Source organism: Variovorax sp. 278MFTsu5.1, assembly GCF_048305045.1.
Classification (GTDB): Bacteria; Pseudomonadota; Gammaproteobacteria; order Burkholderiales; family Burkholderiaceae_C; genus Variovorax; species Variovorax guangxiensis.
Map to the genome: position 1 here is coordinate 5,458,150 of NZ_CP157622.1, position 26,992 is coordinate 5,485,141.

Consider the following 26,992-nt stretch of genomic DNA (forward strand, 5'->3'; position numbering starts at 1 on the left):
CACTTCACCGCCGCAGGGGGTTCCGTCATGGACATGAACCGCCGGCAATTCTTTCGCGTGAGCAGCGCGGGGCTGGTCGGCTCCAGCATCGTCGCGCTCGGCTTCTCGCCGACCGCCGCGCTGGCCGAGGCCCGGAACTTCAAGCTCGCGCGCACCACCGAGACGCGCAACACCTGCCCGTACTGCTCGGTGGGCTGCGGGCTCATCATGTACAGCCTGGGCGACAAGGCGAAGAACGTGGTGTCCGACATCCTCCACATCGAGGGCGATGCCGATCACCCCGTCAACCGCGGCACGCTGTGCCCCAAGGGCGCCGGCCTGCTCGACTTCGTGCACAGCCCCATGCGCCTGAAGTACCCCGAGGTGCGCGAACCCGGCGCCACGGAATGGAAGCGCATCGGCTGGGACGAGGCGCTCGACCGGATCGCCAGGCTGCTGAAGGCCGACCGCGACGCCAACTTCCAGACCACCAACGCCGACGGCAAGACCGTGAACCGCTGGACCAGCTCCGGCATGCTCTGCGCCTCGGCCTCGTCCAACGAAACCGGATACATCACGCACAAGGCATTCCGCTCGACCGGAATGCTGGTGTTCGACAACCAGGCACGCGTCTGACACGGACCCACGGTGGCCAGTCTGGCCCCGACGTTCGGCAGAGGCGCGATGACCAACCACTGGCAGGACATCCAGAACGCGGATGTCGTGCTGATCATGGGCGGCAATGCCGCGGAGGCGCATCCGTGCGGCTTCAAGTGGGTCATCGAAGCCAAGAAACAGAACAAGGCCCGCCTGGTGGTGGTCGACCCGCGCTTCACGCGCTCGGCCGCCATGGCCGACTACTACGCGCCGATCCGCGCGGGGTCGGACATCGCCTTCCTCGGCGGGGTCATCAACTTCCTGCTGACCAACGACAAGATCCAGACCGAGTACGTCCGCAACTACACCAACGCGACCTTCATCGTCGGCCCCGACTACAAGTTCGAGGACGGCCTGTTCAGCGGCTACAACCCCGAGAAGCGCAACTACGACCCCAAGTCGTGGGGCTACGCGCTCGACGAGCAGGGCATGGCCAGGGTCGACATGAGCATGCAGGACCCGAACTGCGTGCTGCAGGTGATGAAGCGGCACTACGCGCGCTACACGCCCGAGATGGTGAGCCGCATCACCGGCACGCCGCAGGACAAGTTCCTGAAGGTGTGCGAGTACATCGCGAGCACCAGCACCTCCCAGCGCACCATGACCATCATGTACGCGCTGGGCTGGACGCAGCACAGCCAGGGCTCGCAGATGATCCGCACCGGCGCCATCGTGCAGCTGCTGCTGGGCAACATCGGCGTGCCCGGCGGCGGCATGAACGCGCTGCGCGGCCACAGCAACATCCAGGGCCTGACCGACCTGGGGCTGCTGTCGAACTCGCTGACCGGCTACATGTCGCTGGCGCGTGACAACGAGCAGACGCTGGAGGACTACTACAAGACCCGCGCGCTCAAGCCGCTGCGGCCCAACCAGATGAGCTACTGGCAGAACTATCCGAAGTTCTTCGTCAGCATGCAGAAGTCGTGGTGGGGCGACGCGGCCACGGCGGAGAACGACTGGGCCTTCCACTACCTGCCCAAGATCGACAGGCTCTACGATGTGCTGCAGGCCTTCGAGCTCATGAACCAGGGCAAGCTCAACGGCTACATCTGCCAGGGCTTCAACCCGGTGGGCTCGATCCCCGACAAGAAGAAGATCGTCGACGGGCTCTCCAAGCTCAAGTTCCTGGTCACCATCGATCCGCTGCAGACCGAGACCAGCGAGTTCTGGCGCAACTTCGGCGAGTTCAACGACGTCAAGACCGCCGACATCCAGACCACGGTGTTCCGCCTGCCGTCCACCTGCTTCGCGGAGGAGGACGGCTCGCTCACCAACTCCAGCCGCTGGCTGCAGTGGCACTGGAAGGGCGCGGAGCCGCCGGGCGAGGCCAAGGGCGACATCGAGATCGTGGCGGGCATCTTCAACCGCATCCGCGCGGCCTACGCGAAGGACGGCGGCGCCTTCCCAGACCCGATCGTCAAGCTCACCTGGCCGTACAAGATTCCGCACTCGCCCTCCGCGCAGGAACTGGCGATGGAATACAACGGCCGCGCGCTCGTCGACCTGACCGACCCGAAGGACCCGACCAAGCCGCCGCTGGCCAAGGCCGGCGAGCAGCTCTCGGGCTTCGGACTGCTGCGCGACGACGGCAGCACCGCCAGCGGCTGCTGGATCTACGCAGGCGCATGGACGCAGGCCGGCAACCAGATGGCGCGGCGCGACAACGCCGACCCGTACGGCATCGGCATGGTGCAGAACTGGGCATGGGCCTGGCCCGCGAACCGGCGCATTCTCTACAACGGTGCCTCGACAGACCCGGCCACCGGCAAGCCGTGGATCGCGAAGCGCGGCCTGGTCTCGTGGAACGGCAAGCAATGGACAGGCGCCGACGTGCCCGACATCCGCCCCGACGCGAACCCGACCGATGCGGAGGCGGTGCGCCCCTTCATCATGACCGCCGAGGGTGTGGCGCGTCTGTTCGCCCCCACCGGCATGGCCGAGGGGCCGCTGCCCGAGCACTACGAGCCCTTCGAGTCGCCGCTGGTGAACAACCTGATGCACCCGAACAACGAGAAGGCGCGCGCCAACCCCGCGGCGCGCATCTTCAAGGGCGACCTGGAAAGGCTCGGGGTGCCGAAGGACTTCCCGTACGTGGCGACCAGCTACCGCCTCACCGAGCACTTCCACTACTGGACCAAGAACGTGCGCACCTCGGCCATCATCCAGCCGCAGCAGTTCGTCGAGATCGGCGAAGAGCTCGCGAAGGAGAAGGGCATCGGCCACGGCGACATGGTCAAGGTGTCGAGCAAGCGCGGCTACATCAAGGCCGTGGCAGTGGTCACCAAGCGCATCGTGGGGCTGCAGGTGGACGGGCGCACGGTCCATACCGTGGGCCTGCCGAATCACTGGGGCTTCGTGGGTATCGCCAAGCCGGGGTATCTGGTGAACACGCTGACGCCGTTCGTGGGCGACGCGAACACGCAGACGCCGGAGTACAAGTCGTTCACGGTGAACATCGAGAAGGCGTGACATGAAGCACAGCACCATGCACGACCACAGCGCCCGGGCCTGCTCCCTCTCCCGCTTGCGGGAGAGGGTTGGGGTGAGGGCCTACAGCGATGGAATCGCCGACGACGCCTGCAAGGCCGCCTCCCTCACCCTAGCCCTCTCCCCGCAAGGGGAGAGGGAACAAGAAAAAGCCCGGAGCCGCTGAGATGTCCTCCCTCCAGACCCTCGACATCGCCGCCCGCTCGGCCACGACCACGCCGTCGCCGGAGATCCGTCACCGCCCGCAGGTGCAGCCGGTCGCGAAGCTGATCGACGTGTCGGCCTGCATCGGCTGCAAGGCCTGTCAGGTCGCGTGCATGCAGTGGAACGACCTGCGCGACGAGGTCGGCACCACGCATGGCACTTACGACAACCCGGTCGACCTCACGCCCGCCTCCTGGACGGTGATGAAGTTCTCCGAGGTGGAGCCCGAGGCCGGCAAGCTCGAATGGCTGATCCGCAAGGACGGCTGCATGCACTGCGACGACCCGGGCTGCCTGAAGTCGTGCCCGGCGCCAGGTGCGATCGTCAAGTACGCCAACGGCATCGTCGACTTCATCAGCGAGCATTGCGTGGGCTGCGGCAACTGCGTCACCGGCTGCCCCTTCGACGTGCCGCGCATCAGCAAGGCCGACAACAAGGCCTACAAGTGCTCGCTGTGCTCCGACCGCGTGGGCGTGGGCCTGGAGCCGGCCTGCGTGAAGGCTTGCCCCACCGGCGCGCTGCACTTCGGCACCAAGGAAGACATGCACGAGTACGCCTCGGAGCGCATCGTCGACCTGAAGGAGCGCGGTTTCGCCAACGCCGGCGTGTACGACCCGGCGGGCGTGGGCGGCACGCACGTGATGTACGTGCTGCAGCACGCCGACCGGCCGCAGCTCTACGCCGACCTGCCGAAGGACCCGCACATCAGCCCGCTGGTGTCGCTGTGGAAGGGCGTGGCAAAGCCGCTCGCCATGGTCGCCATGATCGGCGCCGTGGTGGGCAGCTTCTTCCACTACATGAAGACCGGCCCCATCGAGCCCAAGGAAGACCACCCCGACGCCGACCGCGACGGCAGGCCCGACGACGTGGTGGTGATCGAGGAGCCGCCGGCCCCGGCTTCTTCGGCGCCGCCCACCACGCCCCGCGCATGAGGAGAAGAACGCGATGACACGCTACTACCTTCGCCGCTACCGCGACGCCACGCGCATGAACCACTGGTTCGTCGCGATCATGTTCTTCGCGGCGGCGCTCTCGGGCCTGGCCTTCTTCCACCCGAGCCTCTTCTTTTTGAGCGCTCTCTTCGGCGGCGGGCCATGGACGCGCATCCTGCATCCCTTCATGGGCCTGCTGATGGTGCTGGGCTTCGTGTTCCTGTTCTTCACGATGTGGCGAGAGAACATGCTCGACCGCAGCGATCGCGACTGGCTCGCCAACGCGCCGAAGATGCTCAAGGGAGACAAGTCGGGCATGCCGGCCGTGGGCAAGTACAACGCCGGCCAGAAACTGGTGTTCTGGGCCTTCGGCATCAGCCTGCTGCTGTTGCTGGTGACGGGCTTCATGTTCTGGAGCCCGTGGTTCGTCGGCTTCTTCCCGATCCTCGTGCGGCGCATCGCAGTGGTGGTGCACGCGGCCTCGGCCGTGGTGCTGATCCTCTCGGTCATCACGCACATCTACGCCGCCATCTGGGTCAAGGGCACGCTGCGGGCAATGACGCGAGGTACGGTCACCGAAGGCTGGGCAAAACTCAACCATCCGCTCTGGCATCGCAAAATGACGCGAGGTGAGTGATACTGCGCCGATGACGAGTTCCACCGGCAGCCCACCGCCGATCCGGACCACCCGCGTCCTCGAGCCCGAGCAGATCGCGATGCAGGCCGGACGGCAGATGCCGTTCCTGCGCCTGCCGGTGCGCGCCCTCGCCTTCTCCGACCGGCAGCTTCGCCTGCGCCAGCTCGCCGCCTCGCATCCGATGCGCGAGTACCTGATCTTCATCGCCGACCTCGCGCAGGCGCAGCACCAGGTGCTGCAGGACTACGCGCCGGTCGGGCTGCCCGAGGCCGAAGCGCTCGAAGCCGCCGCCAAGGTGCTCAAGCCGCCGATGCCTGCCTTCGGCTGGACGCGCGATGCGGTGTGGCTGAAGGAATTGCGCCGGCTGCTCGCCCTCTTTCGCGCCAGGCTGCCCGAAGGCTCCGCACGCGACACGCTCGACCGCGTCGCGGCCGCCGACGACGCATGGATCGACGCGCAGGCCGACCGGCTTTCGCGCCGCATCATGTTCGGCCTCGACCTCGCGGCCGCCCCGCTGATCGCCGCCGGGCTGCAGGCCTACTGGACGCATCTGGTGCTGCAGGTGGCCGAGAGCGCGGGCGAGAACATCTACGGCCGCACCGACCCCGGCAACGAATGCCCCTGCTGCGGCAGCGCGCCCACCGCGAGCATCACACGCATCGGCGCCGACGAGGCAGGCTTCCGCTACCTGCACTGCTCGCTGTGCGGCACAGAGTGGCACTACGTGCGCATCAAGTGCACGCATTGCGAGAGCACCAAGGGCATCCATTTCGAGTCGCTGTCGCCGCAGCCCGGCGTGGAAGTGCCCGCCACCGGCGCGCGCGAGGGCGCGGTGAAGGCCGAGTGCTGCGACAGCTGCGGCCACTACCTCAAGCAGGTCGTGATGGAAAAAGACCCCGAGGTCGAGCCTGTCGCCGACGACCTGGCGAGCGTCACGCTGGATCTGCTCGTGTCGGAAGCCGGCCACCAGCGCAGCGGCCACAACCTGATGCTCCTTTTCGGCGAGCCCGAAACATGACCTCCCCCCCAGGCTTCCCGCACTTCGTGTCGGTCCGCCAACCCCCTACCGGGGGCAGGCCGGCCGCTTCGGGCGGCCGGGCGCGCCGGCCCCCCGACGACGGCGGAGGCGGCTGATGGCGATGCCCGAAGAGTCCGTGGTCCACGGCTCGACGGCAAGGCCCCAGGATCTGCCTTCTGTCGATCAATTGCTGCGCCTCGCCGTGCCGGGCGCCTTGCTGGCCGAGCATGGCCATACGCTCGTGGTGAAAGAGGCGCGTGCGCTGCTCGATGGCCTGCGCGCGAAAGCCGTCGCGGGCAAGCTCGCCGCTGCGGAGGTGCAGCCTGATGCACTGGGCGGCGCGCTCGCCGCGCGCATCCAGTCGCGCCTCGCGCCGCGCATGAAGGCGGTGCTGAACCTCACGGGCACAGTCATCCACACCAACCTGGGCCGCGCATTGCTGGCCGACGCGGCGCTGCAGCGGCTGCTCGCGGTGATGACATCGCCCAACAACCTCGAGTACGACCTCGCCACCGGCAGCCGCGGCGACCGCGACTCGCTGGTCGAAGAGCTGCTGTGCACCATCACCGGCGCCGAGGCCGCCACGGTGGTCAACAACAACGCGGCCGCCGTGCTGCTGACCATCGCCGCGCTGGCGCGCGAGCGCGAGGTGATCGTCTCGCGCGGCGAGCTGGTGGAGATCGGCGGCGCCTTCCGCATGCCCGACGTGATGGCCAGCGCCGGCGCGCGCATGGTCGAGGTCGGCACAACCAACCGCACGCATCCGCAGGACTACGAGCGCGCCATCAACGAACGCACTGCCCTCGTGATGAAGGTGCACACCAGCAACTACGCGGTGCAGGGCTTCACCTCGGCCGTCGACGAGGCCACGCTCGCCGGCATCGCGCACGCGCGCGGCGTTCCTCTGGCGACCGACCTGGGCAGCGGCTCGCTCATCGACCTCGCGCGCTACGGGCTGCCACGAGAGCCGCTGCCGCAGGAGATGCTCGCCGCCGGCTGCGACGTGGTCACCTTCTCGGGCGACAAGCTGCTGGGCGGCCCGCAGGCCGGCCTCATCGTGGGGAGCAAGGAGGCCGTCGGCCGCATCCGCAAGTTCCCGATGAAGCGCGCGCTGCGCATGAGCAAGCTGCCGCTGGCGGCGCTCGAAGCCACGCTGTCGCTCTACCTGCGGCCCGAGCGCCTCGCGCAGGACCTGCCGACGCTGCGGCTGCTCACCCGCCCCGCCGATGCGATCCGGGAGATGGCCCAGGCGCTGTGCGAGCCGGTGCAGGCGGCCGTGTCGCCGCGCTTCACGGTCGAAGTGGTGCCGCTGCTCGGGCAGATCGGCTCCGGCTCGCTGCCGGTCGAGCGGCTGCCTTCGGCGGGCCTTGCGATCGCGCCGGCCGGCACCTCGAAGAAGGGCATCGGCACCGCGCTCGATGCCCTCGCCACCGCGCTGCGCGGCCTGCCGCTGCCGGTGATCGGCCGCGTCGCCGAAGACCGGCTGCTGCTCGACCTGCGCTGCCTGGAAGACAGCGCCCCGTTCACGGACCAGCTCGCCACCCTGCGCGAGCGCCTCCTGTAGATCGATTCCCTCAACCGCCTCCCTGGAGAAAGCGATGAACCCCCTCGACGTGCTCGCCGGTATCGAAACGCAAACGCTGAAGCCCCTGGCCCAGCGCACCGACGCCGAGGGACGCTTTCCACGAGAGACGATCTCGGCGCTGGGCGAGGCCGGCCTGCTCGGGCTGGTCTCGGCCGCGTCGGTCGGCGGCCAGGGCCTGGGCCTGAAGGAGGCCGCGCAGGTGGTCTCGCGCATCGCGCAGACCTGCCCCTCCACCGCGATGATCGTGTGCATGCACTACTGCGCCTCGGCCGTGCTCGAACAGTTCGGCCCCGAGGAAACGCGCCGCGCGGTCGCCAAGGGCACGCACCTGAGCACGCTGGCCTTTTCCGAGGCCGATTCGCGCAGCCATTTCTGGGCGCCCACCGGCACCGCGCGCGCGGACGGCGGCAACGTGGTGCTCGATGCGCGCAAGAGCTGGGTCACATCCGCCTTCGAGGCCGACAGCTACGTGTGGTCGAGCAAGCCGCTCGCCGCCGAAGGCGCCAGCACGCTGTGGCTGGTCGATGCCAAGTCCGACGGCCTGGGCCAGCCCGGCCGCTTCGACGGGCTGGGCCTGCGCGGCAACGCCTCCACGCCGATCACAGCGAGCAACGTGCGCATTCCCGCGAGCGCCAGGCTCGGCGAGGACGGCAAGGGCTTCGACGCCATGATGGGCGTGGTGCTGCCGTGGTTCTCGGTGCTCAGCGCCGCCTGCTCGACCGGGCTGATGGAAGGCGCGCTGCAGGCCGCCATCGGCCACGTGAGCCAGACGCGGCACGTGCACCTCGATTCGTCGCTGGCCGACCTGCCCACCATCCGCGCCTACCTGGCGAAGGCGCGCATCAAGGCCGACATGGCGCAGGCACTGCTGGACGACACCATCGCCGCCGTCGGCGCGGGCCGTGCCGACACCATGCTGCGCGTGCTCGAGGTGAAGGCAGCCGCGGCCGAGACAGCGCTCGAAGTCACCGACATCGCGATGCGCGTGTGCGGCGGCGCGGCCTTCCGCAAGGAGGCGGGCATCGAGCGCCTCTTCCGCGACGCCCGCGCATCGAGCGTGATGGCACCGACCTCCGACGTGCTCTACGACTTCATCGGCAAGGCCATCACCGGCCTGCCGCTGTTCTGAGGAAAGGATCGACTCCATGCCCGAACCCACGCTGATCATGGGCGCCGTGGCCTACGCGCCCAAGGTCGTCACCATCTGGGAAGGCTTCAAGGCCTTCTTCGCGAAGAACGGCCTGGCCTTCGACTACGTGCTGTATTCGAACTACGAAAGCCAGGTCGAGGCGCAGTTCGACGGCACGCTGCACCTCGCATGGAACTCGCCGCTGGCCTGGGTGCGCGCCGAGCGCATCGCGCGCAGCCGGGGCCTGAAGGTGCAGGCCGTGGCCATGCGCGACACCGACTGCGACCTTCGCTCGGCCATCGTCGTGCGCGCCGACAGCCCCGTGCAGTCGCTGACAGACCTGCGCGGCAAGACCGTCGGCCTCGGCGCGCTCGATTCGCCGCAGGCCACGCTGATCCCGCTCGACCACCTGCGCAGCGAAGGCCTGGTGAAGCAGCGCGACTTCGAGGCTCGCTACTTCGACGTGCTCGGCGGCAAGCACGGCGATCACATCGGCGGCGAGCGCGACGCGGCACTGGCGCTGATGGCGGGCGAGATCGACGCCTGCTGCCTGATCGACGGCAACCACCTGGCCTTCGGCCTCGACGGCACGCTGCCTGCGGGCGGCACGCGCGTGGTGGCGCGCACCGGCGCCTACGACCACTGCAACTTCACCACCAGCCCCGGCGCGCCGGCCGCGCTGGTCGACCGCTTCGTCTCGCTCTTGATGGCGATGCGCTGGGACGACCCGCAGGTGCGTCCGCTGCTCGAGCTCGAAGGACTGCGCGAATGGCGCACCGGCCGCACCAGCGGCTATGCGCTGCTCGAACGCGCGGTGGACGACGAAGGTTTCTACGACGGCGATGGCCGCATCACCAATCCCGACTATCGATATTGAGTCGCTGGGCCTCGACCAGGGCGCCCTGCTGCTCATCCGCCGCGCACTGGCCGAACGGCCGGTGCGCGGCGAGCTGCGCGTGCGCGGACGCTCGTCGGACTGGCGCATGCACCTGGAGGCCTGGTGCCGGAGCCAGGGGCATGCGCTGCGCTTCGATGCAGAAGATGCAGTGGTCACACGCGGCCCGCATGCCGAGGGCCGCTGGCTCGGCGCGCAATCGACCGGCAGCGCCGACGATGCACCCGCCGAAGACGCCGCTTCCGGCTGGGGCCTGTCCGCGCGCGGCGCCACAGTGGAGGCCGGCAGCCCGCCCTTCTTCTTCGCTCTGCACCGCCGCGACGAGCTCTGGGCCGCGACGGCCGGCGAGCTCTACCGGCAGGCGGCCGCAGCCCAGTGGGACCCGGCCACCGCCATCGACTGGGACGCGCCATTCGAGCTGCCGGACGCCGTCGAGGCTGCAGTCGTGCAGGTGATGACGTACCTCATCGAGAACGAGAACGCCGCGCTGCTGGTGCCGGCGCGCCACCTGGGGCAGATCCACCCGCATTTCCGCGAGGTGCTGCAGTTGCTGGCGCTGCAGTGCGCCGACGAGGCGCGGCATGTCGAAGTCTTCGCCCGGCGCGCCACGCTGCGCGGCCACCGGCCCGCGCTCTCGACCGCGGGCGGGCAGGCTTCGCTGCGCACGCTGTTCGACGCGCCCGATTTCTCCATTGCCACCTTCCTGCTGGCCGTGCTCGGCGAAGGCAGCTTCGTGAACCTGCTCAACTTTTTGCACGCGCACGCGCCCGACCCGGTGACGCGGCAGATCGCGCGGCTCGCGGCACGCGACGAGGCGCGCCACGTCGCCTTCGGCATGGCGCACCTGGAATACCGGCTCTCGGTGCAGCCCGACTACCAAGTGCGGCTGCGCAACGCCATCGAGCTGCGCTACGACACGCTGGCCGGCACGGCGGGCCTCAACGAGGAAGTGTTCGACGCGCTGGTGCTGCTGGCTGCGGGCGAACTCTCGCCCGCAGCCGTCGCGCGCGGGCACGCGGCCGTGCAGCAGCTGCAGCGCGACATGGCGGCCGGGCGCCGGGCGCGGCTCTCGCGGCTGGGCTTCGGGCACGACGAGGCGCAGCGCCTCGCCGAGCTGCACACCCGCAACTTCATGTGACGGCACACCCACGATGATCATCGGCACTGCAGGCCACATCGACCACGGCAAGACCACGCTGGTGCGCGCGCTCACAGGCGTGGACACCGACCGCCTGCCCGAGGAGAAGCGGCGCGGCATTTCCATCGAACTCGGCTACGCGTACCTGCACGCGCCCGACGGCGTGTCGCTGGGCTTCGTCGACGTGCCGGGCCACGAGCGCCTGCTGCACACCATGCTGGCCGGCGCGACCGGCATCGACCACGCACTGCTGGTGGTGGCGGCCGACGACGGCGTGATGCCGCAGACGCGCGAGCATTTCGCGGTGGTGGCGCTGCTCGGCGTTCGCTCGGCGACGGTGGCCATCACCAAGATCGACCGCATCGATGCCGGCGTGCGCGAGGCGCGGCTCGCGGAGGTGCGGGCCGGCATCGCTGCCCTGCTAGCGCCCACGCCGCTGGCCGGTGCCCCGATGCTGGCGGTATCTGCGACGACGGGCGAAGGCATCGATGCGCTGCGCGAGCGGCTGCTCGACGTGGCGCGGCAGGAGCGCGCGCGTGAGGACGGCCTGGCCTTCCGGCTCGCGGTGGACCGGTCGTTCAGCCTCTCGGGCGTGGGCACCGTCGTCACCGGCACGGTCTTCAGCGGCACGGTGCGCATCGGCGACGAGTTGCGCATCGCGCCGGGCAGCCGCATGGTGCGCGTGCGCGGCATCCATGCGCAGAACCAGCAGGCCGAATCGGCGCATGCCGGGCAGCGCTGCGCGCTCGCACTGGCCGGCATCGGCAAGGACGAGGTGCATCGCGGCGAGTGGATCTGCGCGCAGTCCGTCGCGCTCGCTTCGGCGCGCATCGACGTGCTGCTCACGCTGTGGCCCGACGAGGCGAAGCCGCTGCGCTCGGGTGCGACGGTGCATGCGCACCTGGGCGCGAGCGACGTGATGGCATCGGTCGCGCTGCTCGACCGCGACGCGCTCGCGCCCGGCGAGACCGCGCTGGCCCAGTTGGTGCTGCGCGAACCCGTAGGCGCATGGCACGGCGACCGCGGCGTGCTGCGCGATGCCTCGGCCACGCGCACGGTGGCGGGCGCGCACGTGCTCGATCCGTTCGCGCCGGTGCGCTATCGCCGCACGCCCGAGCGGCTGCGGACGCTGGCAGCCTGGGCCATCGACGACCGCGCTGCCCGCGTGACCGCGTTGCTGCACAACGCGCCGATGGGCATCGACACCGCGCAGGTGGTGCGTGCGCTCTCGCTGGCCGACGAAGAAGCGCTGCCACTGCCTGCCGACGCGGTGCGCATCGGCCATACGGCGATCGCTCGGTCGCACCTGGGGGCGCTCGAAGAACAGATCGCCGAGCGTCTCGCGGATTTCCATCGCACGGCGCCCGACGAAGTCGGCCCCGACGCCCGCCGCCTCAAGCGCCTGGCCGGGCCGCGCACCGACGACGCGCTCTGGCGCCATGCGCTCGACGAGCTGGTCGCGCGCGGCACGCTGGTGCGCAGCGGCACATGGCTGCATCTGCCGGACCATGCCGCACGCCTCAACGAAGCCGAGCAGAAGCTCGCGCAGAAGCTGCTGCCCAGGCTGGCCGACGGCGGCTTCGATCCGCCGTGGGTGCGCGACCTGGCGAAGGACTGCGCGGCGAGCGAGGCGATGGTGCGGCAGACGCTCGCGAGCCTCGCGCGCCGCGGCGAGACCTTCCAGGTGGTGAAGGACCTGTACTATCCACTGGCGACCGTGGAGCGCCTTGCGGCGATCGCGCGCGATTGCCTCGACGGGCCCGCAGGCCTGGAGGCCGCGAGCTTCAGGGACGCGACCGGGCTGGGGCGCAAGCGTGCGATCCAGCTGCTGGAGTTTTTCGATCGTGTGGGTTACACGCGGCGCGTGAAGGACACGCACCTGCTGCGGCCGGATACGTCGCTGTTCGGGGCGAAGCCTTGAACGACGAAGCAGATCATGGGAGGGGATCGTCCCTGGTGGGGCGGCCGGGCTTCAAACCCGGTTGGTGGCGCCAGTCGTCGCCGGGAAGGTTCGACTCCTTCCCCCTTCCGCCGTCGAGCGGGCATTCGCCTGCTGCGCGATCCGAGCTTGCGACAGCGACTGCTGACTCGACGAGCCGGCGTAGAACCGCCTCTTCAGGGCACCACGTGCAGCGAGGGCTCGCCGGCTTCCACACGGCCGATGACGGCCGCGCGCGCGAAACCCTCGTCACGGAAGATCTTCAGCACCGCATCGACCGCATCGGGCGCGCAGCTCACGAGCAGGCCGCCCGAGGTCTGCGGATCGCTCAGCAGGTTCTGCGTGGTGGCGTGCAGTCCGGGCGCGAGGCTCACCTCGGCGCCGTAGCCGGCCCAGTTGCGGCCCGACGCGCCGGTGACGAAGCCTTCGGCGGCCATGGCCAGCACGTTCTCCAGCAGCGGCACCTTCGACCATTCGACGACGGCCCTGAGCTTCGCGCCGCGCGCCAGTTCGAGCGTGTGGCCGGCCAGGCCGAAACCGGTGACGTCGGTCAGCGCGTGCACGCCGTCGAGCGCCGAAAGCGCGATGCCGGGCGTGTTGAGCTTGGTCGTGCTTTCGATGAGCTGGCGGTAGCCGGTCTCGGAGAGCTGTTCCTTCTTGAGCGCGGCGGAGAGCACGCCCACGCCCAGCGGCTTGCCCAGCACGAGCACGTCGCCGGCCTTCGCGTCGGCGTTGCGGCGCACGCGCTCGGGGTGCACCAGGCCCATGGCGACGAGGCCGTAGATCGGCTCGACCGAATCGATGGTGTGGCCGCCCGCGATCGGGATGCCGGCCGCGCGGCACACGTCCTGCCCACCGCGCACGATCTCGGCGATGACTTCCACCGGCAGCTGGTTGATCGGCATGGCCACCAGCGCCAGCGCCATGATCGGGCGCCCGCCCATGGCGTACACGTCGCTGATCGCGTTGGTCGCGGCGATGCGGCCGAACTCGTAGGGGTCGTCCACGATGGGCATGAAGAAGTCGGTGGTCGCGATCAGCGCCTGCTGGTCGTTGAGCCTGTAGACGGCCGCGTCGTCGGCGGTCTCGATGCCCACCATGAGCTCCGGCGGGATCAGCCCGCCAGCCTGGTTCTTGAGAATCTGCGACAGCACGCCGGGCGCGATCTTGCAGCCGCAGCCGCCGCCATGCGAAAAACTCGTGAGGCGCAAAGGCGCGAGCGGGTTCATGAGAGTCGGGTTCATGGCGCGATTATCGAATCGGGGCCGCTTTCTACAATCCCGTCCTTTCCAAAACCGCAAGCCTCCGAGGCGCATCCATGAAAAAGACACTCACCCGACTGGCCCTTGCCCTGACCGTTTCCGTCGCAAGCTTCGGCGCCTTCGCGCAGGGCGTGCTGCGCGTCTCGGCCATTCCCGACGAGGCGCCCACCGAGCTGCAGCGCAAGTTCACGCCGCTGGGCGACTATCTGAAGAAGGAAACCGGCATGGACGTGCAGTTCACGCCCGTGACCGACTACGCCGCCGTGGTCGAGGGCCTGGCCACCAACAAGATCGACCTGGCCTGGCTCGGCGGATTCACCTTCGTGCAGGCGCGCATCCGCACCAACGGCGGTGCGGTGCCCATCGTGCAGCGCGCGGAGGACGAGGTGTTCACCAGCAAGTTCATCGTGCCAGTGGACAGCACGGCGAAGACGCTGGCCGACCTGAAAGGCAAGACTTTTGCCTTCGGCGCGCCCTCCTCCACCTCGGGCAGCCTGATGCCGCGCTACTTCCTGCTGCAGGCTGGCATCAACCCCGAGAAGGACTTCAAGACCGTCGCGTTCTCGGGCGCGCACGACGCCACCGTGGCCTTCGTGGCCGCCTCGCGCGCCGAGGCCGGCGTGCTCAACGCGTCGGTGTGGGACAAGCTGGTGGAGGCAAAGAACCCCAACGCCGCCAAGGTGCGCGTGCTGGCCACCACGCCGACCTACTACGACTACAACTGGACGGTGCGCCCCGGCCTCGACCCCGCGGTCACGAAGAAGCTGACCGACGCCTTCCTCAAGCTCGACCCAGCCAACCCGGCGCACAAGGAAATCATGGCGCTGCAGCGCGCGAGCAAGTTCATCCCGACCAAGTCGTCGAACTACGACGGGATCGAGACGGCAGGGAAGTCGGCGGGTCTGATCAAGTGATTCGCCGGGCGGCGAGGGAACCCTCACCCCAACCCTCTCCCGCAAGCGGGAGAGGGAGCCAACAGCCGGGATTCGCACTGCTGACGCTCCCTCTCCCGCGTGCGGGAGAGGGCTGGGGTGAGGGAACAGCGTCCGAAAGCCGCTCGGCATGAGCTTCTCACTCGAAGCCGTCGGCGTGATCCACCCCAACGGCCAGCGCGCGCTGGCCGGCGTGACGCTGTCCGCGCGCGATGGCGAACGCATCGCCGTCATCGGGCCCTCAGGGGCAGGCAAGACCACGCTGCTGCGCGTGCTCGGCGCGGCGCTGCGGCCCACCGAAGGCGAGGTGCAGGCACTGGGCGCCGGACCGTGGCAGCTGACCGCGGCGCCGCTGAAGAAGCTGCGCGCGCGCATCGGCACCGTGCACCAGTCGCCGCCCATCGCGCCGAGGCTGCGCGTGGTCACTGCCGTGCTCGCGGGGCGTCTGGGCGAATGGTCGATGCTGCGTGCGCTGGGCTCGCTGCTTCATCCCTCGGACATCGCCGGCGCGCACGAGGCGCTCTCGCGCCTGGCGCTGGAAGACCGCCTGTTCGAGCGCTGCGACCGGCTCTCCGGCGGCCAGCTGCAGCGCGTGGGCATCGCGCGCGTGCTCTACCAGCGCCCGGCCCTGCTGCTTGCCGACGAGCCGGTGTCCGCACTAGACCCCACGCTGGCCGACGCGGCCATCGGCCAGCTCGTCGCGCAAAGCGAATCGACAGGCGCGACACTGATGGCCTCGCTGCACGCGGTGGACCTCGCGCTGCGCTGGTTTCCGCGCATCGTCGGCATGCGCGGCGGCGCGGTGATGTTCGACCTGCCGGCCGCGCAGGTCACGCCCGAGATGCTCGACGCGCTCTACGCGAGCGAAGGCGGCGTCGCGACCCAGCGACCGCTCCCGCCGGGTGCGACGACAGCTGCGGCAGTGGAGGCGGCCTTCCAGCGGCCCGACTGCCCTTGAGCACGACCGTCGCCTCCCCGGCCATGCGCGACCCGCACGCCGCGCGGCGGCTGGCCGCCTGCGCCGCCGCGCTCGTCATCGCGTGGCCGATGCTGGCGCTGTCCGAATTCAAGCCGTGGGCGCTCTTCACCGGCGGCAACCTTGCGGTCATCGGCGGCTTCCTGGCGGGCTTCTTTCCGCCTGATGGCTCGCCGGCCTTTCTCGCCCTGCTGCTGAAGGCCACGCTGGAGACGCTGGCGATGGCCACGGCCGGCACAGCGCTCGCGCTGCTGATCGGCGCGCCGTTGGGTTTCGTGACGACGCGCGCGCTGTCCATCTCGCGCATCGGGCCGGGGCCGGGCCGCGTGCAGGCCGGCATCGTGCGGCAGGCGGCGCGCTGGCTGCTGATGGTGCTGCGCGCCATTCCCGAGATCGTCTGGGCGCTGCTGTTCGTGCGCGCGCTCGGGCTCGGCCCGGCCTCGGGCGTGCTGGCGCTGGCCATCACCTACGGGGGCATGCTGGGCAAGGTCTATGCGGAGATCCTCGAATCGGCCGACACGCGCCCGGCCCGCGCGCTGCTCGAAGGCGGCAGCGGGCGGCTGGCTGCGCTGTGCTACGGCCTGCTGCCGAACACGGCGCAGGAGCTGGCCTCGTACACCGTCTACCGCTGGGAATGCGCGGTGCGCGCGTCGGTGGTGATGGGCTTCGTCGGCGCGGGCGGCCTCGGGCAGTTGATGGACCAGTCGATGAAGATGCTCAACGGCGGCGAGGCCAGCAGCATCCTGCTGGTGTTCCTGGCGCTGGTGCTGCTGGCCGACCTGCTGAGCAGCGCGCTGCGGAAGCTGCTGGCATGACAACGAAGATGCTGCCTCCGCGCCCGCCGCCGTGCTGGCGATGCCGCATCGCGCTGCTGCTGATCGGCGCGGCCGTCGTGGCGAGCTTCGTTTACCTGGGCATCGACTACCGGGCGCTGGGCTCGGCGGAATCGCTCAGGCTCATGGGCAGGTTCGTCGCCGAGTTCTTCCCGCCCGACATGTCGCCGGACTTCCTCGTCAAGGTCGGGCATGGGGCCTTGCAGACGCTGGCGGTGTCGGCGCTGGGCACTGTGCTGGCAGCCCTTGCCGGCGCGGTGCTCGCCTTGCCGGCTTCGGGCCGCGCCGGCTGGATGCCGCGCCATGCGGCGCGCTTCGCGCTCAACTTCCTGCGCAGCGTGCCCGAACTGGTCTGGGCCGCGCTGATGGTGCTGGCCGCCGGCATCGGGCCGTTCGCGGGCGCGCTGGCACTGTCGCTGCACACCACGGGCGTGCTGGGGCGCCTGTTCGCCGAAGCGCTGGAGAACGCGCCGCGCGAGCCCGAGCAGGCGCTGACGCTCTCGGGCGCCAATGCCGTCACCGCCTTCAGCTACGCCAGCCTGCCGCTGGTGCTGCCGCAATGGGTGGCCTACACGCTCTACCGCTGGGAAATGAATATCCGCATGGCCGCCGTGCTGGGCTTCGTGGGCGGTGGCGGACTGGGGCAGCTGCTGTACTTCCACCTGTCGATCTTCCAGCAGCAGCAGGCGATGACGGTGCTGATCGCGATGTTCGTGCTGGTCACGCTGGTGGACTTTGCCAGCGCTCGCTTGCGCAAGGGGCTCGGGCCAGCCTACGCCTGATCGCCCCTGTCACCGACAATCGGGGGCATGAGGTTCCTTTTGCCATGAGTCATCGCCAGCCCGTGCGGGTGGCCGACCGCCACGCCTTCGACACGCTGATCGACGCCCGCTCGCCGGCCGAGTTCGCGCTCGACCACATCCCGGGCGCCATCAACTGCCCGGTGCTGAACGACGAGGAGCGCCACATCGTCGGCACCGTCTACGTGCAGACCGGCGCCTTCGAGGCGCGGCGCATCGGCGGCGCGATGGTGGCGGCCAACATCGCCAGGCACCTGCGCGAGACGCTGGCCGACCGGCCCGAGAACTGGAAGCCGCTGGTCTACTGCTGGCGCGGCGGCATGCGCAGCGGCTCGATGGTCACCTGGCTGCGCCTCGTCGGCTGGGACGCGCAGCAGCTCGCGGGCGGCTACAAGAGCTTTCGCCGGCACGTGATCTCGCAGATCGACACGCTGACGCCCAGGCTCGACCTGCGCGTGATCTGCGGCGCCACCGGGAGCGCCAAGACCCGGGTGCTGCACGCGCTGGCCGCGCGCGGCGCACAGGTACTCGACCTGGAAGATTTCGCCCGCCACAAGGGTTCGCTGCTCGGTTCGCTGCCGGGCGTGGCGCAGCCTTCGCAGAAGCACTTCGAGACGCGCATCGCGGCGGTGCTCGAGACCGTCGACCTCTCGCGCCCGCTGTACGTGGAGGGCGAGAGCATCCGCATCGGGCGGCTGTCGCTGCCGCTGCCGCTGGTGGCGCAAATGCGCGCCGCGCCATGTATCGAGGTGGCAGCCCCGCCCGAGGCACGGCTGGCTTATCTGCTGCGCGACTACGCCTATCTGGGTGATGACCGGGACGCGCTGGCCGACAAGCTCGGCGCGCTCAAGGAATTGCAGGGCAAGGAGACCGTTTCGCGCTGGCAGCAGTGGGCGCATGAGGCGGATCTACCGCATCTGTTCGCGGAGCTGATGGCGCTGCATTACGACCCGCACTATCAGAAGTCGCAGGAGCTGCATTTCCGTGCCTGGGCGGGGCGGCAGCGCGTGGTGGCCGGTGATCTTTCGGATCAGGGCATCGAGGCCGTGGCCGATGCGGTGCTGGCGCTCGGCAAGGGCGCGGCGAGCCCGTCGGCATAGAGCACGCCCCGCGGCGCGCGGCACAGCCCCCAGAACCGCAGGCCGCACAGTTCGGCCATGCGCACACCCATGGCCGTGGGCGCGGAGATGGTCGCCATCGCCGCGATGCCCACGCGCGCGCACTTGCGCACGAGTTCATGGCTGCCGCGGCTGGACATCAGCACGAAGCCCGGCTCCTGCAGGCGGCTTGCGCGTGCGAGGCTGCCGATGAGCTTGTCGAGCGCGTTGTGGCGGCCGACGTCTTCCATCAGGTCGGTGAGTTCGCCGTCGACAGTGGCCCATGCAGCCGCGTGGATTGCGCCGGCTTCGGCGTTGAACACCTGGCGCGGCGGCATGGCCGCGAAGGCGCGCAGCACGGTGGGCAGGTCGATGCGTTCGATCCAGTCGCGCCGGGGCACGGGCTGCGGAGACAGATCGAGCCCCGCGAAGCTCTCGACGCCGCACACGCCGCAGCCGGTGCGGCCCGCGAGGCTGCGGCGGCGGTCTTTCAGGCGCTCGAAGCTGCGCGTGGAAATCTCGAGCTGTACCTCGATGCCGGGCATGCCGGCGGGCAGGCCGGCTTCGGAAGCATCGACGGTGCGCACGTCGATGCCGCGGCAGTCGGCGGCGGTGTCGAGGATGCCCTCGCTCAGCGCGAAGCCGAGTGCGAAGGCATCCATGTCCTGCGGGGTGGCCATCATCACCGCGTGCGAGACGCCGTTGAACACCAGTGCCACCGGCACCTCGGCAGCAAGGGTGTCGTCGCGCAGCTCGCCTTCGGGCGCGACGCCGCGCTCGCCGAACACGCGCACGGCGTGCCGCGACAGCGGTGGCAGGGTGTCTTCGGAATCGTCGGTTTCTGGCTTCGACATGGGGGCTCCAGCTGGTCGAGCCATTGTCGGCTCAGTCGCGGTTCTCGTCTTCGGGAGGAAGTGTTCCCACCTGCGCCCGCCCGGCTTCGAGCAGGTGCGCGACCCAGCGGTCGTCATGCTGCACCACGCGTACCCAGCCCGGACCGCGCACGCCGCCGATGACGGCATCGCCCATCATCGTGAGCCGGCGCATCAGCACGCTGGCACCCTGGCCCAGCCGCTTGCCCAGGCGCGGCAGCGAGACGCCCGTGCCGTCGGGCTCCTGCGCGAGCATGCGCAGGATGGCCACCGACAGGCTGTCCTGCAGCAACGCACTCATGCCGCCGCCACCATGCCGTCTGCCTCGTCCTCCGCCAGTTTCTGGATCGGCAGCTCGTGCGGCACCAGCACCACGGGAATGGACTTGGAAGTCGGCGTGCCGGCGTTCTCGGCCACGGCCGACAGCGGCACCAGCGGATTGGTCTCGGGGTAGTAGGCCGCGATGTTGCCGCGCGGGATGTCGTAGGCCACCAGCTTGAACCGGTCGGCGCGGCGCTCCTGGCCGTCGTTCCACACGGTCTGGATGTCGACCCAGTCGCCGTCCTTCAGGCCGAGCGCGCGGATGTCTTCCTTGTTGATGAAGACCACGCGGCGCTGGCCGAACACGCCGCGGTAGCGGTCGTCCATGCCGTAGATGGTGGTGTTGTACTGGTCGTGCGAGCGCGTGGTCAGCAACGTGAAGACGATGGTGTCGCCCTTTTTCGCGAATCGTGCCCGGGCACGGTGCGAAGGCGTGTCCAGCGGCACGGCATGCGTGAAGAACACGGCCTTCTTCGACGAGGTGTTCCACACGCGCTCGTTCGCGGTGTTGCGCAGGCGGAAGCCGCCGGGGTGCGCCACGCGGGCGTTGAAGTCCTTGAAGTCGTCGAACACGGCTTCGATCTTGTCGCGGATGCGCGAATAGTCCTCGATGAGCCACAGCCACGGCGTGTTGCTGCGCGCGCCCAGCGTGGCCGCGGCGAGCCGCGCGACGATGGCCGGCTCTGACAGCAGGTGCTCCGACGCGGGCGGGTTGATGCCCATGGAGATGTGCACCATGCTCATGGAGTCCTCCACCGTCACGCCCTGCTGGCCGCCGGCCTGCATGTCGATCTCGGTGCGGCCCAGGCACGGCAGGATGAGCGCTTCGCGCCCGTGGATCACGTGGCTGCGGTTGAGCTTGGTGGTCACGTGCACCGTGAGCTCGCACTGCTTCAGCGCCTTCCAGGTCTGGTAGGTGTCGGGCGTGGCGGCCGCGAAGTTGCCGCCGAGCGCGAAGAAGACCTTGCCCTTGCCGTCGAGCATCGACTGGATCGCCTCGACGGTATCGACGCCGTTGCGGCGCGGCGGCTCGAAGCCGAACACCTTCTGCAGGCGGTCGAGCAGCGCGGCGGGCGGCTTCTCCCAGATGCCCATCGTGCGGTCGCCCTGCACGTTGCTGTGTCCGCGCACCGGGCAGGCGCCCGCGCCCTCGCGGCCCATGTTGCCGCGCATCATGAGCAGGTTGCCGATCATCTGGATCGTGGCCACCGAATGCTGATGCTGCGTGATGCCCATGCCCCAGCAGGCGATGACGCGCTCGGCGCCCAGGTACACGTCGGCCGCAGCGCGAATCTGTTCCTCGCTCAGGCCCGATTCGCGCACCAGGATGTCCCACTGCTCGGCGCGCAGGTCGGCCGCCAGTGCATCGAAGCCGGTGGTGTGCTCGGCGATGAATGCATGGTCGAGCACCGAAGGCTCGCCGCGTGCCACGGCCTCGTCCTCGCGCTCGATGACGTGCTTCATCATTCCCTTGACGGCGGCGAAGTCGCCGCCCACGCGCAGCTGGAAGTAGTGCGTGCTGATGGGCGTGGAGCCCAGGGTCGCCATCTCCAGCTTGTCCTGCGGGTCGGCGAAGCGTTCCAGGCCGCGCTCGCGCAGCGGGTTGAAGCTCACGATGCGCGCGCCGCGCTTCGACGCCGCGCGCAGTTCGCCGAGCATGCGCGGGTGGTTGGTGCCGGGGTTCTGGCCGAAGATGAAGATCGCGTCGGCCTTCTCGAAGTCGTCGAGCGTGACCGTGCCCTTGCCCACGCCGAGCTGCGGGCGCATGCCGCTCCCGCTGGGCTCGTGGCACATGTTCGAGCAGTCGGGAAAATTGTTGGTGCCGTACTCGCGCACGAAGAGCTGGTACAGGAAGGCCGCCTCGTTGCTGGCCCGGCCCGAGGTGTAGAAGATGGCCTGGTCGGGGTCGGGCAGCGCGTTCAGGTGGCGGGCGATGCGCGCGAAGGCGTCGTCCCATTCGATGGGCACGTACTTGTCGCTCGCCGCGTCGTAGGCCATCGGGTGAGTGAGCCGGCCCTGGTCTTCGAGCCAGAAGTCGCTCTGCCCGGCCAGTTCGGCCACGGTGTGCTTCGCGAACAACTCCGGACCGGCGCGGCGCGCGGTGGCTTCGGCGGCCACGGCCTTGACGCCGTTCTCGCAGAACTCGAAGGTGGAGGCGTGGTTGCGGTCGGGCCAGGCGCAGCCCGGGCAATCGAAACCGTCAGGCTGGTTGGCCGAGAGCAGCGTCTTCGCGCCCTTGATCGGAATGTCCTGCCGCAGCAGCGCATTCGTCACGCTGCGCAATGCGCCCCAGCCGCCCGCCGGGCCCTTGTAAAACTCGATCTTCTGCTCGCTGCTCATGCGAGCGAGTGTTCGCCGCGGGCCGCTGGAGCGTCAAATTGAATCGGGACATGCGGCGATTCAAAAAGGAAATGAAGCCAGCCGCCTCAGACTCCCCGGGTGTCCCTCATCAGCAGCCCCCTCAGCTTGCGCCGCAGCGGCGTGTCTTCCGCGAGGCGAGCACCGGCCGCCTCGTGCAGCGCGACATCGCGGCTCTCGGCGTTGTGCAGGTCGATCTCGCGGACCACCCGGCCTTCGCTGTAGACGAAGGCCACGTCGGCCAGGGCGAGCACGTCCTCGATGTCGTGCGTGATCATCAGCACCGGAATGCCCCACTGCCTGCGCACCTCGGCGAGTTCCTCGCGCAGTTCGGCGCGCAGCATGGGGTTGAGGGCGGCGAAGGGCTCGTCGAGCAGCAGCACCTGCGGCTCGCAGGCCAGCGCCCGCGCAAGGGCCACGCGCTGCCGCTGGCCGCCTGAGAGGGTCTGGGGGCGGCTGTCGACGAGTGCTGCGAGGCCGAAGCTTTCTAGCAGCGCGTGGACGCGCTCGGCGTCCTTCGCGGCGGGCCTGCGGCGATGCCATGCGGTCAAGCCGAAGGAGACGTTCTCGCGCACGCTGAGATGCGGGAAGAGCGCGTAGTCCTGGAAGAGATAGCCGATGCGCCGCGCCGGCGCGGGCACGTCGATGCCCTGGGCCGAGTCGTACAGCGTGCGGCCGTCGAGCCGCACGTGGCCCGAGCTGGGATGCAGCAGGCCGGCGATGGCCTGCAGGGTGAGCGACTTGCCCGCGCCCGACGGGCCGTAGAGCGCGGCAAAGGGCACGTCCGTCGCGAAACGCACCGCGAGATCGAAGCGCCGGCGGCCGTCGGCCACCGTGAGCCTCAGATCGACATCGATCATGGCTTGCCGAATCCGTAGCGCGCGAGCACTTCCTGGGCGGCGGGCGTCGAGAGGAAGGCGATGAAGTCGCCGGCCAGCGCCTTCTGCCTGCTTTCGGCGACCACGGCGATCGGGTAGGTCACGGGCGTGTGGCCGGTGGGCGTGAAGGCGATCTTCACCTTGTCGCCGGCGATGGCCGCGTCGGTGCGATAGACGAAGCCGGCCTCGGCCTCGCCGCGGCTCACGTAGTCGAGCACCTGGCGCACGCTGTCGGCCTGCACGAACTTGGGCTCCAGCGCGGTCCAGAGGTTGGCGTTGTCGAGCACCTGCCTGGTGTAGCGGCCGACCGGCACGGTCGCGACCTTGCCGACGGCGATCTTCTTGACATTGGTCCCGCTCAGGTCCTGCAGCGACTTCAGGCCCACGCCTTCCTTGGCGGGCTCGATGAGCACCAGGCTGTTGGTGACGAAGTCCTTGCGCGTGGCGGCATCGATGGCCTTCTGCTCGACGCCGCGGTTCATGGTTTCCTGGTCGGCACTGGCGAACACGTCCACCGGCGCACCCTGGCCGATCTGCTGCAGCAGCACGCCCGAGGCGGCGAAGTTGAAGCGCACCGAGGCGCCGGCCTTGGCGGCTTCGAACTTGGGTCCGATCTCCTTGAATGCGTCGGTCAGGCTCGCGGCAGCGGACACTGTGATCTGCTGGGCCGAGGCGGCCAGCGGCAATGCGAGCGCGACGACGAGGGACAAGAGACGGAACGGACGCATTGCAACTCCTTATGGGTATGGATGGAACACGAGATCAGCGAAGCGAGAAGAAGCGGTTCGACAGCACCAGCACGGTGATGGACAGCAGCGAAGTGACGATGACCAGCAGCAGCGCGAGGTCGTCATGCCCAGCTTGCACCGCGTCGTAGATGGCCATCGACAGCGTCTGGGTCTGCTTCGGAATGGAGCCGGCCACCATCAGCGAGGCGCCGAATTCGCCCATGGCGCGCGCGAAAGCCAGCAGCGTGCCGGCCAGGATGCCGGGCCAGGCCAGCGGCAGCGTGACACGCAGGAACACCGAGAACGGCGACTGCCGCAGCGTGCTGGCGGCTGCTTCGAGCGAGCGGTCCACACCCGCGAACGCCGCGCTGGCCGACTTGAGCACCAGCGGCAGCGCCACCACGGCCGAGGCCACCACCGCGCCGTGCCAGCTGAAGATGATGGTGTAGTCCAGGTGCTCGCGCAGCCAGCCGCCCAGCGGGCTGCGGCGCCCCGCGGCCACGAGGATGGCGTAGCCGATCACCGTGGGCGGCAGCACCAGCGGCAGCATGAAGACGGCTTCGAGCACGTTGCTGCCGAAGAATTTCTTTCGCGCGAACACCCAGCCCAGCGCCACGCCGACGATCAGCGCCAGCACGGTCGCCACGGCGGCGACCTTGAGCGACAGCACCAGGGGGAACCAGTCGGTCGAGGCGATGAGCGAGTTCGTCGTGTTCATGAAAATACGGCGCAATTGTTACACGTTCAGTCCGATGTTCTTTCAGGAGTGCGCAAATCGGTCATCCTCCATATACTGACGGATATAGCGTAGGAGACACCCACCATGCGCGCATCCGCCCACGACGCCGTCGTCCGTTCGATCTCGGGCCGGCCGGAGCTTCGCCATCGCGTGACACGGGTACAGGAATGGCGCATCGAACGCACCATGGATGCCGCTGGCTTCGTGCTGTCCATCGTCGGCGCGGACGGCGCAAGCCAATCGTTCTTCGTGGGCGCCACCGACGCGGGCGACATCGGCGAGGTGCTGCGCCGCGAGGCGGCGTGGGCCGTACCGCCGGCCGGAAGAGGCATTCAGGGAGCTATCAAGGAGCAATGAACCGCGCGTCCGGCAGCTCAATGGTCGCTTGCGGACCTACTGCGCCAGCAGCCGTGTCAGCGCACGGATGTCGGCCGCGGCGGCAAGGCGCGCAGCATTTTCGATGGCCCGGTAGTGCTTGACGATCTCCTCGCCCACCGGGGTGAGCGCCGTGCCGCCGCCGCGCGAGCCGCCTGCCGCCGTGTTCACGGCCGGAGAGGCCAGCGACTGGTTCATCTCGTCGATCAGCATCCAGGCCCGCCGGTAAGACATGCCCAGCAGCCGGGCCGCCGCCGAGATCGAGCCGGTCTCGGCCACGGCTTCGAGCACCGCGATCTTGCCGGGACCGATGGCGATGGCGTCGTCCCGGTAGACGCGCAGACGGAACTGGACTTTGGATTTCATGTGGGCGCCAAGCGTAAACCAATGCTGGGTGCCATTGTCGGCCTGCAACGGCCGGCAGCCGGGGTGCCGGCTGCCGCTGCCGACTGTCTTCAGTGGAAGAACTTGGCGGCGCTCACCAGCGTCTTGTAGACGCCCCAGGCCAGCGGAATGCCCACCGCCAGCCAGGCCAGCGCGACAACCGCCGGGCTCACCGTGTCGGCGCGGCCCGAGCCGGCTCCCACCTCGGCGGCAGATGCCTTCTCGTGCGCCAGCTTCTTCTCGACGGCGAGTTCCTCGTCGCTCATGAAGTGCCTGTCGGCCACGGGGCGCACCAGCAGGTTGGCGATGAAGCCGATCACCAGCATGCCCACGAGGATGTACATGGTCTGGTTGTAGACCTGCTCGCGCGGCAGGCCCAGGCCCAACTGGTATTCGCGCATGTAGTTCACCACCACCGGGCCGAGGATGCCGGCCGTGGCCCATGCGGTCAGCAGGCGGCCATGGATGGCGCCCACGAACTGCGTGCCGAACAGGTCGGCCAGGTAGGCCGGCACGGTGGCGAAGCCGCCGCCGTACATCGACACGATCACGCAGCACGCGCCCACGAAGAGCAGCTTGCTGCCCGCGCCCGCCGAAGAGGGAATGCTCGCGTACAGGATGCCGCCGAGCACGAAGAACACCGTATAGGTGAGCTTTCGGCCCAGCTTGTCCGACATGCTCGCCCACACGAAGCGCCCGCCGATGTTGAAGAGCGAGAGCAGCGCGGTGAAGCCGCCCGCCACCACGGCGATGGCGGCAAGCTGCGTCTTGTCGAGCTCGCCGTACTTCGCGGGCAGGTCGATCAGCGCGCCGCCGAACACTTCCTGCAGCATGGGCGAGGCCATGCCGATCACGCCGATGCCCGCGCTCACGTTCATGCACAGCACCAGCCACACGAGCCAGAACTGCGGAATGCCCCAGACCTTGCGCACGTGCACGTGGCGCTGCGTGATCATGGTGTTGCTGACCTGCGCCGGAGGCGGCGTCCAGCCTTCGGGCTTCCAGCCCGAGGGCGGCACGCGGTACCCCAGCGCGCCCGCCATCATGAAGACGAAGTAGCCCAGCGCCATGACCACGAAGGTCTGCATCACGCCCACGTCGGTGGCGGTGGAGAAGCGCTTCATCAGGTCGACCGCCAGCGGCGAGCCGATCATCGCGCCGCCGCCGAAGCCCATGATGGCCATGCCGGTGGCCATGCCGCGGCGGTCGGGAAACCACTTGATCAGCGTGCTCACCGGCGAGATGTAGCCCAGGCCGAGGCCGATGCCGCCGATCACGCCCGAGCCGAGGATCATCAGCCAGAACTGGTGCAGGTGGATGCCCAGCGCCGACAGCAGCATGCCGCCGCACCAGCACAGCGCCGACACCACGCCGGCCTTGCGCGGGCCCGCGCGTTCGAGCCAGCCGCCCCACAGGGCCGCCGAGCAGCCGAGGAAGACGAAGAACAGCGTGTACATCCAGCCGAGGGTGGCCACGCGCCAGTCGCAGTTGGTGGCGAAGAGCTCGGCGAAGAAGCTCATGTCCTTGGCGCAGGACTGCGCGCCGGTGCCGGCGGTGCCCAGCGCCTTCGACAGCGGCAGCCAGAACACCGAGAAGCCGTAGGCCATGCCGATGCACAGGTGGATGGCCAGTGCGGCCGGTGGAACGAGCCAGCGGTTGAAGCCGGGGCCCGCGATGATGCGTTCCTTTTCCAGGAAGCCGGGCTGCGGTTGCGCCCCTGCTCCAACGATGCGCTCTCCTTCGAGAACGCCTGCAGATGAACCTGCCATATTTCTCCTTGTTCGCCGGATGTGTAAGTTTTTGCTAATCCGGGGCGCGGAGTGTCTGCGAACGGTTT

At 69.2% G+C, this 26,992-nt stretch carries 24 protein-coding genes and 1 tRNA gene; 16 read left to right on the top strand and 9 right to left on the bottom strand.

Features of this window, described 5'->3' with window-relative positions; all coding sequences use genetic code 11:
- The first annotated feature begins 27 nt into the window (after positions 1–27).
- From fdnG to ABL844_RS25305, 10 genes are all read left to right on the top strand, one after another.
- Positions 28–3,105, top strand: coding sequence for a formate dehydrogenase-N subunit alpha (fdnG, locus tag ABL844_RS25260; RefSeq protein ID WP_418129419.1), 3,078 nt, complete (start codon positions 28–30; stop codon positions 3,103–3,105).
- 185 nt (positions 3,106–3,290) lie between these two features.
- Positions 3,291–4,259: a formate dehydrogenase subunit beta gene (gene fdxH, locus ABL844_RS25265; protein WP_418129420.1), complete on the top strand. Its 969-nt coding sequence runs from the start codon at positions 3,291–3,293 to the stop codon at positions 4,257–4,259.
- Between the two features lie 13 nt (positions 4,260–4,272).
- Entirely contained in the window at positions 4,273–4,896 is a 624-nt protein-coding gene (locus tag ABL844_RS25270; RefSeq protein WP_184640978.1) for a formate dehydrogenase subunit gamma, read from the top strand.
- Between the two features lie 10 nt (positions 4,897–4,906).
- Positions 4,907–5,914, top strand: a complete 1,008-nt coding sequence (gene fdhE / locus ABL844_RS25275) for a formate dehydrogenase accessory protein FdhE (RefSeq protein ID WP_418129421.1) — start codon at positions 4,907–4,909, stop codon at positions 5,912–5,914.
- A gap of 115 nt (positions 5,915–6,029) precedes the next feature.
- On the top strand, positions 6,030–7,478 hold the full coding sequence (selA, locus tag ABL844_RS25280; RefSeq protein WP_418129422.1) for an L-seryl-tRNA(Sec) selenium transferase: 1,449 nt from the start codon (positions 6,030–6,032) through the stop codon (positions 7,476–7,478).
- Between the two features lie 34 nt (positions 7,479–7,512).
- A complete protein-coding gene (locus ABL844_RS25285) occupies positions 7,513–8,628 on the top strand; it encodes an acyl-CoA dehydrogenase family protein (RefSeq protein WP_418129424.1) in 1,116 nt (371 codons plus the stop codon).
- A 16-nt stretch (positions 8,629–8,644) separates the two neighbouring features.
- Complete coding sequence (locus ABL844_RS25290; protein ID WP_418129426.1) at positions 8,645–9,505, top strand: phosphate/phosphite/phosphonate ABC transporter substrate-binding protein; 861 nt, start codon at positions 8,645–8,647, stop codon at positions 9,503–9,505.
- The gene (locus tag ABL844_RS25295) at positions 9,471–10,661 is read left to right on the top strand and encodes a ferritin-like domain-containing protein (protein ID WP_418129428.1); all 1,191 of its coding nucleotides are present in this window, start codon (positions 9,471–9,473) and stop codon (positions 10,659–10,661) included. Before ABL844_RS25290 ends, ABL844_RS25295 begins: the two co-directional genes overlap by 35 nt.
- 13 nt (positions 10,662–10,674) lie before the next feature.
- Positions 10,675–12,582: a selenocysteine-specific translation elongation factor gene (selB, locus tag ABL844_RS25300; protein WP_418129430.1), complete on the top strand. Its 1,908-nt coding sequence runs from the start codon at positions 10,675–10,677 to the stop codon at positions 12,580–12,582.
- Positions 12,583–12,599: 17 nt separating this feature from the next.
- A tRNA-Sec gene (locus ABL844_RS25305) sits at positions 12,600–12,692 on the top strand.
- Positions 12,693–12,776: 84 nt separating this feature from the next.
- Here the strand turns inward: ABL844_RS25305 and selD are convergent.
- Positions 12,777–13,844 (bottom strand): selenide, water dikinase SelD, encoded by a 1,068-nt coding sequence (gene selD / locus ABL844_RS25310; RefSeq protein WP_418129432.1) that lies wholly within the window; start codon positions 13,842–13,844, stop codon positions 12,777–12,779.
- Positions 13,845–13,918: 74 nt separating this feature from the next.
- On the opposite strand from selD, the gene ABL844_RS25315 reads away from it, so the two are divergent.
- The 5 genes from ABL844_RS25315 (at position 13,919) to mnmH (ending at position 18,503) form a co-directional block, all read left to right on the top strand.
- A complete protein-coding gene (locus ABL844_RS25315; protein WP_418129434.1) occupies positions 13,919–14,776 on the top strand; it encodes a putative selenate ABC transporter substrate-binding protein in 858 nt (285 codons plus the stop codon).
- Positions 14,777–14,924: 148 nt separating this feature from the next.
- Complete coding sequence (locus tag ABL844_RS25320) at positions 14,925–15,752, top strand: phosphonate ABC transporter ATP-binding protein (RefSeq protein WP_418129436.1); 828 nt, start codon at positions 14,925–14,927, stop codon at positions 15,750–15,752.
- A 23-nt stretch (positions 15,753–15,775) separates the two neighbouring features.
- Entirely contained in the window at positions 15,776–16,585 is an 810-nt protein-coding gene (locus ABL844_RS25325) for a PhnE/PtxC family ABC transporter permease (RefSeq protein ID WP_418131952.1), read from the top strand.
- The gene (gene phnE / locus ABL844_RS25330) at positions 16,582–17,385 is read left to right on the top strand and encodes a phosphonate ABC transporter, permease protein PhnE (protein WP_418129438.1); all 804 of its coding nucleotides are present in this window, start codon (positions 16,582–16,584) and stop codon (positions 17,383–17,385) included. The genes ABL844_RS25325 and phnE overlap by 4 nt, the downstream gene beginning before the upstream one ends.
- A gap of 44 nt (positions 17,386–17,429) precedes the next feature.
- Positions 17,430–18,503, top strand: a complete 1,074-nt coding sequence (mnmH, locus tag ABL844_RS25335) for a tRNA 2-selenouridine(34) synthase MnmH (protein ID WP_418129440.1) — start codon at positions 17,430–17,432, stop codon at positions 18,501–18,503.
- On the opposite strand, the gene fdhD is transcribed toward mnmH, so the two are convergent.
- The 6 genes from fdhD to modB all read right to left on the bottom strand — a co-directional run bounded on the left by fdhD (position 18,434) and on the right by modB (position 24,375).
- Complete coding sequence (gene fdhD, locus ABL844_RS25340) at positions 18,434–19,354, bottom strand: formate dehydrogenase accessory sulfurtransferase FdhD (protein ID WP_418122345.1); 921 nt, start codon at positions 19,352–19,354, stop codon at positions 18,434–18,436. The genes mnmH and fdhD overlap by 70 nt on opposite strands.
- Positions 19,355–19,385: 31 nt before the next feature.
- Positions 19,386–19,673 carry a hypothetical protein gene (locus ABL844_RS25345; protein WP_418129442.1) on the bottom strand — a complete coding sequence of 96 codons (288 nt, stop codon included), beginning with the start codon at positions 19,671–19,673 and terminating at the stop codon, positions 19,386–19,388.
- The gene (locus tag ABL844_RS25350; RefSeq protein WP_418122347.1) at positions 19,670–22,033 is read right to left on the bottom strand and encodes an FdhF/YdeP family oxidoreductase; all 2,364 of its coding nucleotides are present in this window, start codon (positions 22,031–22,033) and stop codon (positions 19,670–19,672) included. The genes ABL844_RS25345 and ABL844_RS25350 overlap by 4 nt, the downstream gene beginning before the upstream one ends.
- A gap of 86 nt (positions 22,034–22,119) precedes the next feature.
- Positions 22,120–22,911 carry an ABC transporter ATP-binding protein gene (locus tag ABL844_RS25355; protein WP_418122348.1) on the bottom strand — a complete coding sequence of 264 codons (792 nt, stop codon included), beginning with the start codon at positions 22,909–22,911 and terminating at the stop codon, positions 22,120–22,122.
- Positions 22,908–23,657, bottom strand: a complete 750-nt coding sequence (modA, locus tag ABL844_RS25360; protein ID WP_418129444.1) for a molybdate ABC transporter substrate-binding protein — start codon at positions 23,655–23,657, stop codon at positions 22,908–22,910. Before modA ends, ABL844_RS25355 begins: the two co-directional genes overlap by 4 nt.
- 34 nt (positions 23,658–23,691) lie before the next feature.
- On the bottom strand, positions 23,692–24,375 hold the full coding sequence (gene modB / locus ABL844_RS25365) for a molybdate ABC transporter permease subunit (RefSeq protein WP_418129446.1): 684 nt from the start codon (positions 24,373–24,375) through the stop codon (positions 23,692–23,694).
- Between the two features lie 105 nt (positions 24,376–24,480).
- On the opposite strand from modB, the gene ABL844_RS25370 reads away from it, so the two are divergent.
- Positions 24,481–24,753 carry a hypothetical protein gene (locus tag ABL844_RS25370; RefSeq protein WP_184642512.1) on the top strand — a complete coding sequence of 91 codons (273 nt, stop codon included), beginning with the start codon at positions 24,481–24,483 and terminating at the stop codon, positions 24,751–24,753.
- Positions 24,754–24,789: 36 nt separating this feature from the next.
- On the opposite strand, the gene ABL844_RS25375 is transcribed toward ABL844_RS25370, so the two are convergent.
- Positions 24,790–25,137 carry a winged helix-turn-helix domain-containing protein gene (locus tag ABL844_RS25375; protein ID WP_126024752.1) on the bottom strand — a complete coding sequence of 116 codons (348 nt, stop codon included), beginning with the start codon at positions 25,135–25,137 and terminating at the stop codon, positions 24,790–24,792.
- 89 nt (positions 25,138–25,226) lie between these two features.
- On the bottom strand, positions 25,227–26,924 hold the full coding sequence (locus ABL844_RS25380; RefSeq protein ID WP_126024751.1) for an OFA family MFS transporter: 1,698 nt from the start codon (positions 26,922–26,924) through the stop codon (positions 25,227–25,229).
- Positions 26,925–26,992 lie beyond the last annotated feature (68 nt).

Excerpts from the sequence above, each read along its gene's own strand:
- fdxH (WP_418129420.1), top strand. The coding sequence starts at position 3,291 with ATGTCCTCCCTCCAGACCCTCGACATCGCCGCCCGCTCGGCCACGACC.
- ABL844_RS25270 (WP_184640978.1), top strand. The coding sequence starts at position 4,273 with ATGACACGCTACTACCTTCGCCGCTACCGCGACGCCACGCGCATGAAC.
- fdhE (WP_418129421.1), top strand. The coding sequence starts at position 4,907 with ATGACGAGTTCCACCGGCAGCCCACCGCCGATCCGGACCACCCGCGTC.
- selA (WP_418129422.1), top strand. The coding sequence starts at position 6,030 with ATGGCGATGCCCGAAGAGTCCGTGGTCCACGGCTCGACGGCAAGGCCC.
- ABL844_RS25285 (WP_418129424.1), top strand. The coding sequence starts at position 7,513 with ATGAACCCCCTCGACGTGCTCGCCGGTATCGAAACGCAAACGCTGAAG.
- ABL844_RS25290 (WP_418129426.1), top strand. The coding sequence starts at position 8,645 with ATGCCCGAACCCACGCTGATCATGGGCGCCGTGGCCTACGCGCCCAAG.
- ABL844_RS25295 (WP_418129428.1), top strand. The coding sequence starts at position 9,471 with ATGGCCGCATCACCAATCCCGACTATCGATATTGAGTCGCTGGGCCTC.
- selB (WP_418129430.1), top strand. The coding sequence starts at position 10,675 with ATGATCATCGGCACTGCAGGCCACATCGACCACGGCAAGACCACGCTG.
- selD (WP_418129432.1), bottom strand. The coding sequence starts at position 13,844 with ATGAACCCGACTCTCATGAACCCGCTCGCGCCTTTGCGCCTCACGAGT.
- ABL844_RS25315 (WP_418129434.1), top strand. The coding sequence starts at position 13,919 with ATGAAAAAGACACTCACCCGACTGGCCCTTGCCCTGACCGTTTCCGTC.
- ABL844_RS25320 (WP_418129436.1), top strand. The coding sequence starts at position 14,925 with ATGAGCTTCTCACTCGAAGCCGTCGGCGTGATCCACCCCAACGGCCAG.
- ABL844_RS25325 (WP_418131952.1), top strand. The coding sequence starts at position 15,776 with ATGCGCGACCCGCACGCCGCGCGGCGGCTGGCCGCCTGCGCCGCCGCG.
- phnE (WP_418129438.1), top strand. The coding sequence starts at position 16,582 with ATGACAACGAAGATGCTGCCTCCGCGCCCGCCGCCGTGCTGGCGATGC.
- mnmH (WP_418129440.1), top strand. The coding sequence starts at position 17,430 with ATGAGTCATCGCCAGCCCGTGCGGGTGGCCGACCGCCACGCCTTCGAC.
- fdhD (WP_418122345.1), bottom strand. The coding sequence starts at position 19,354 with ATGTCGAAGCCAGAAACCGACGATTCCGAAGACACCCTGCCACCGCTG.
- ABL844_RS25345 (WP_418129442.1), bottom strand. The coding sequence starts at position 19,673 with ATGAGTGCGTTGCTGCAGGACAGCCTGTCGGTGGCCATCCTGCGCATG.
- ABL844_RS25350 (WP_418122347.1), bottom strand. The coding sequence starts at position 22,033 with ATGAGCAGCGAGCAGAAGATCGAGTTTTACAAGGGCCCGGCGGGCGGC.
- ABL844_RS25355 (WP_418122348.1), bottom strand. The coding sequence starts at position 22,911 with ATGATCGATGTCGATCTGAGGCTCACGGTGGCCGACGGCCGCCGGCGC.
- modA (WP_418129444.1), bottom strand. The coding sequence starts at position 23,657 with ATGCGTCCGTTCCGTCTCTTGTCCCTCGTCGTCGCGCTCGCATTGCCG.
- modB (WP_418129446.1), bottom strand. The coding sequence starts at position 24,375 with ATGAACACGACGAACTCGCTCATCGCCTCGACCGACTGGTTCCCCCTG.
- ABL844_RS25370 (WP_184642512.1), top strand. The coding sequence starts at position 24,481 with ATGCGCGCATCCGCCCACGACGCCGTCGTCCGTTCGATCTCGGGCCGG.
- ABL844_RS25375 (WP_126024752.1), bottom strand. The coding sequence starts at position 25,137 with ATGAAATCCAAAGTCCAGTTCCGTCTGCGCGTCTACCGGGACGACGCC.
- ABL844_RS25380 (WP_126024751.1), bottom strand. The coding sequence starts at position 26,924 with ATGGCAGGTTCATCTGCAGGCGTTCTCGAAGGAGAGCGCATCGTTGGA.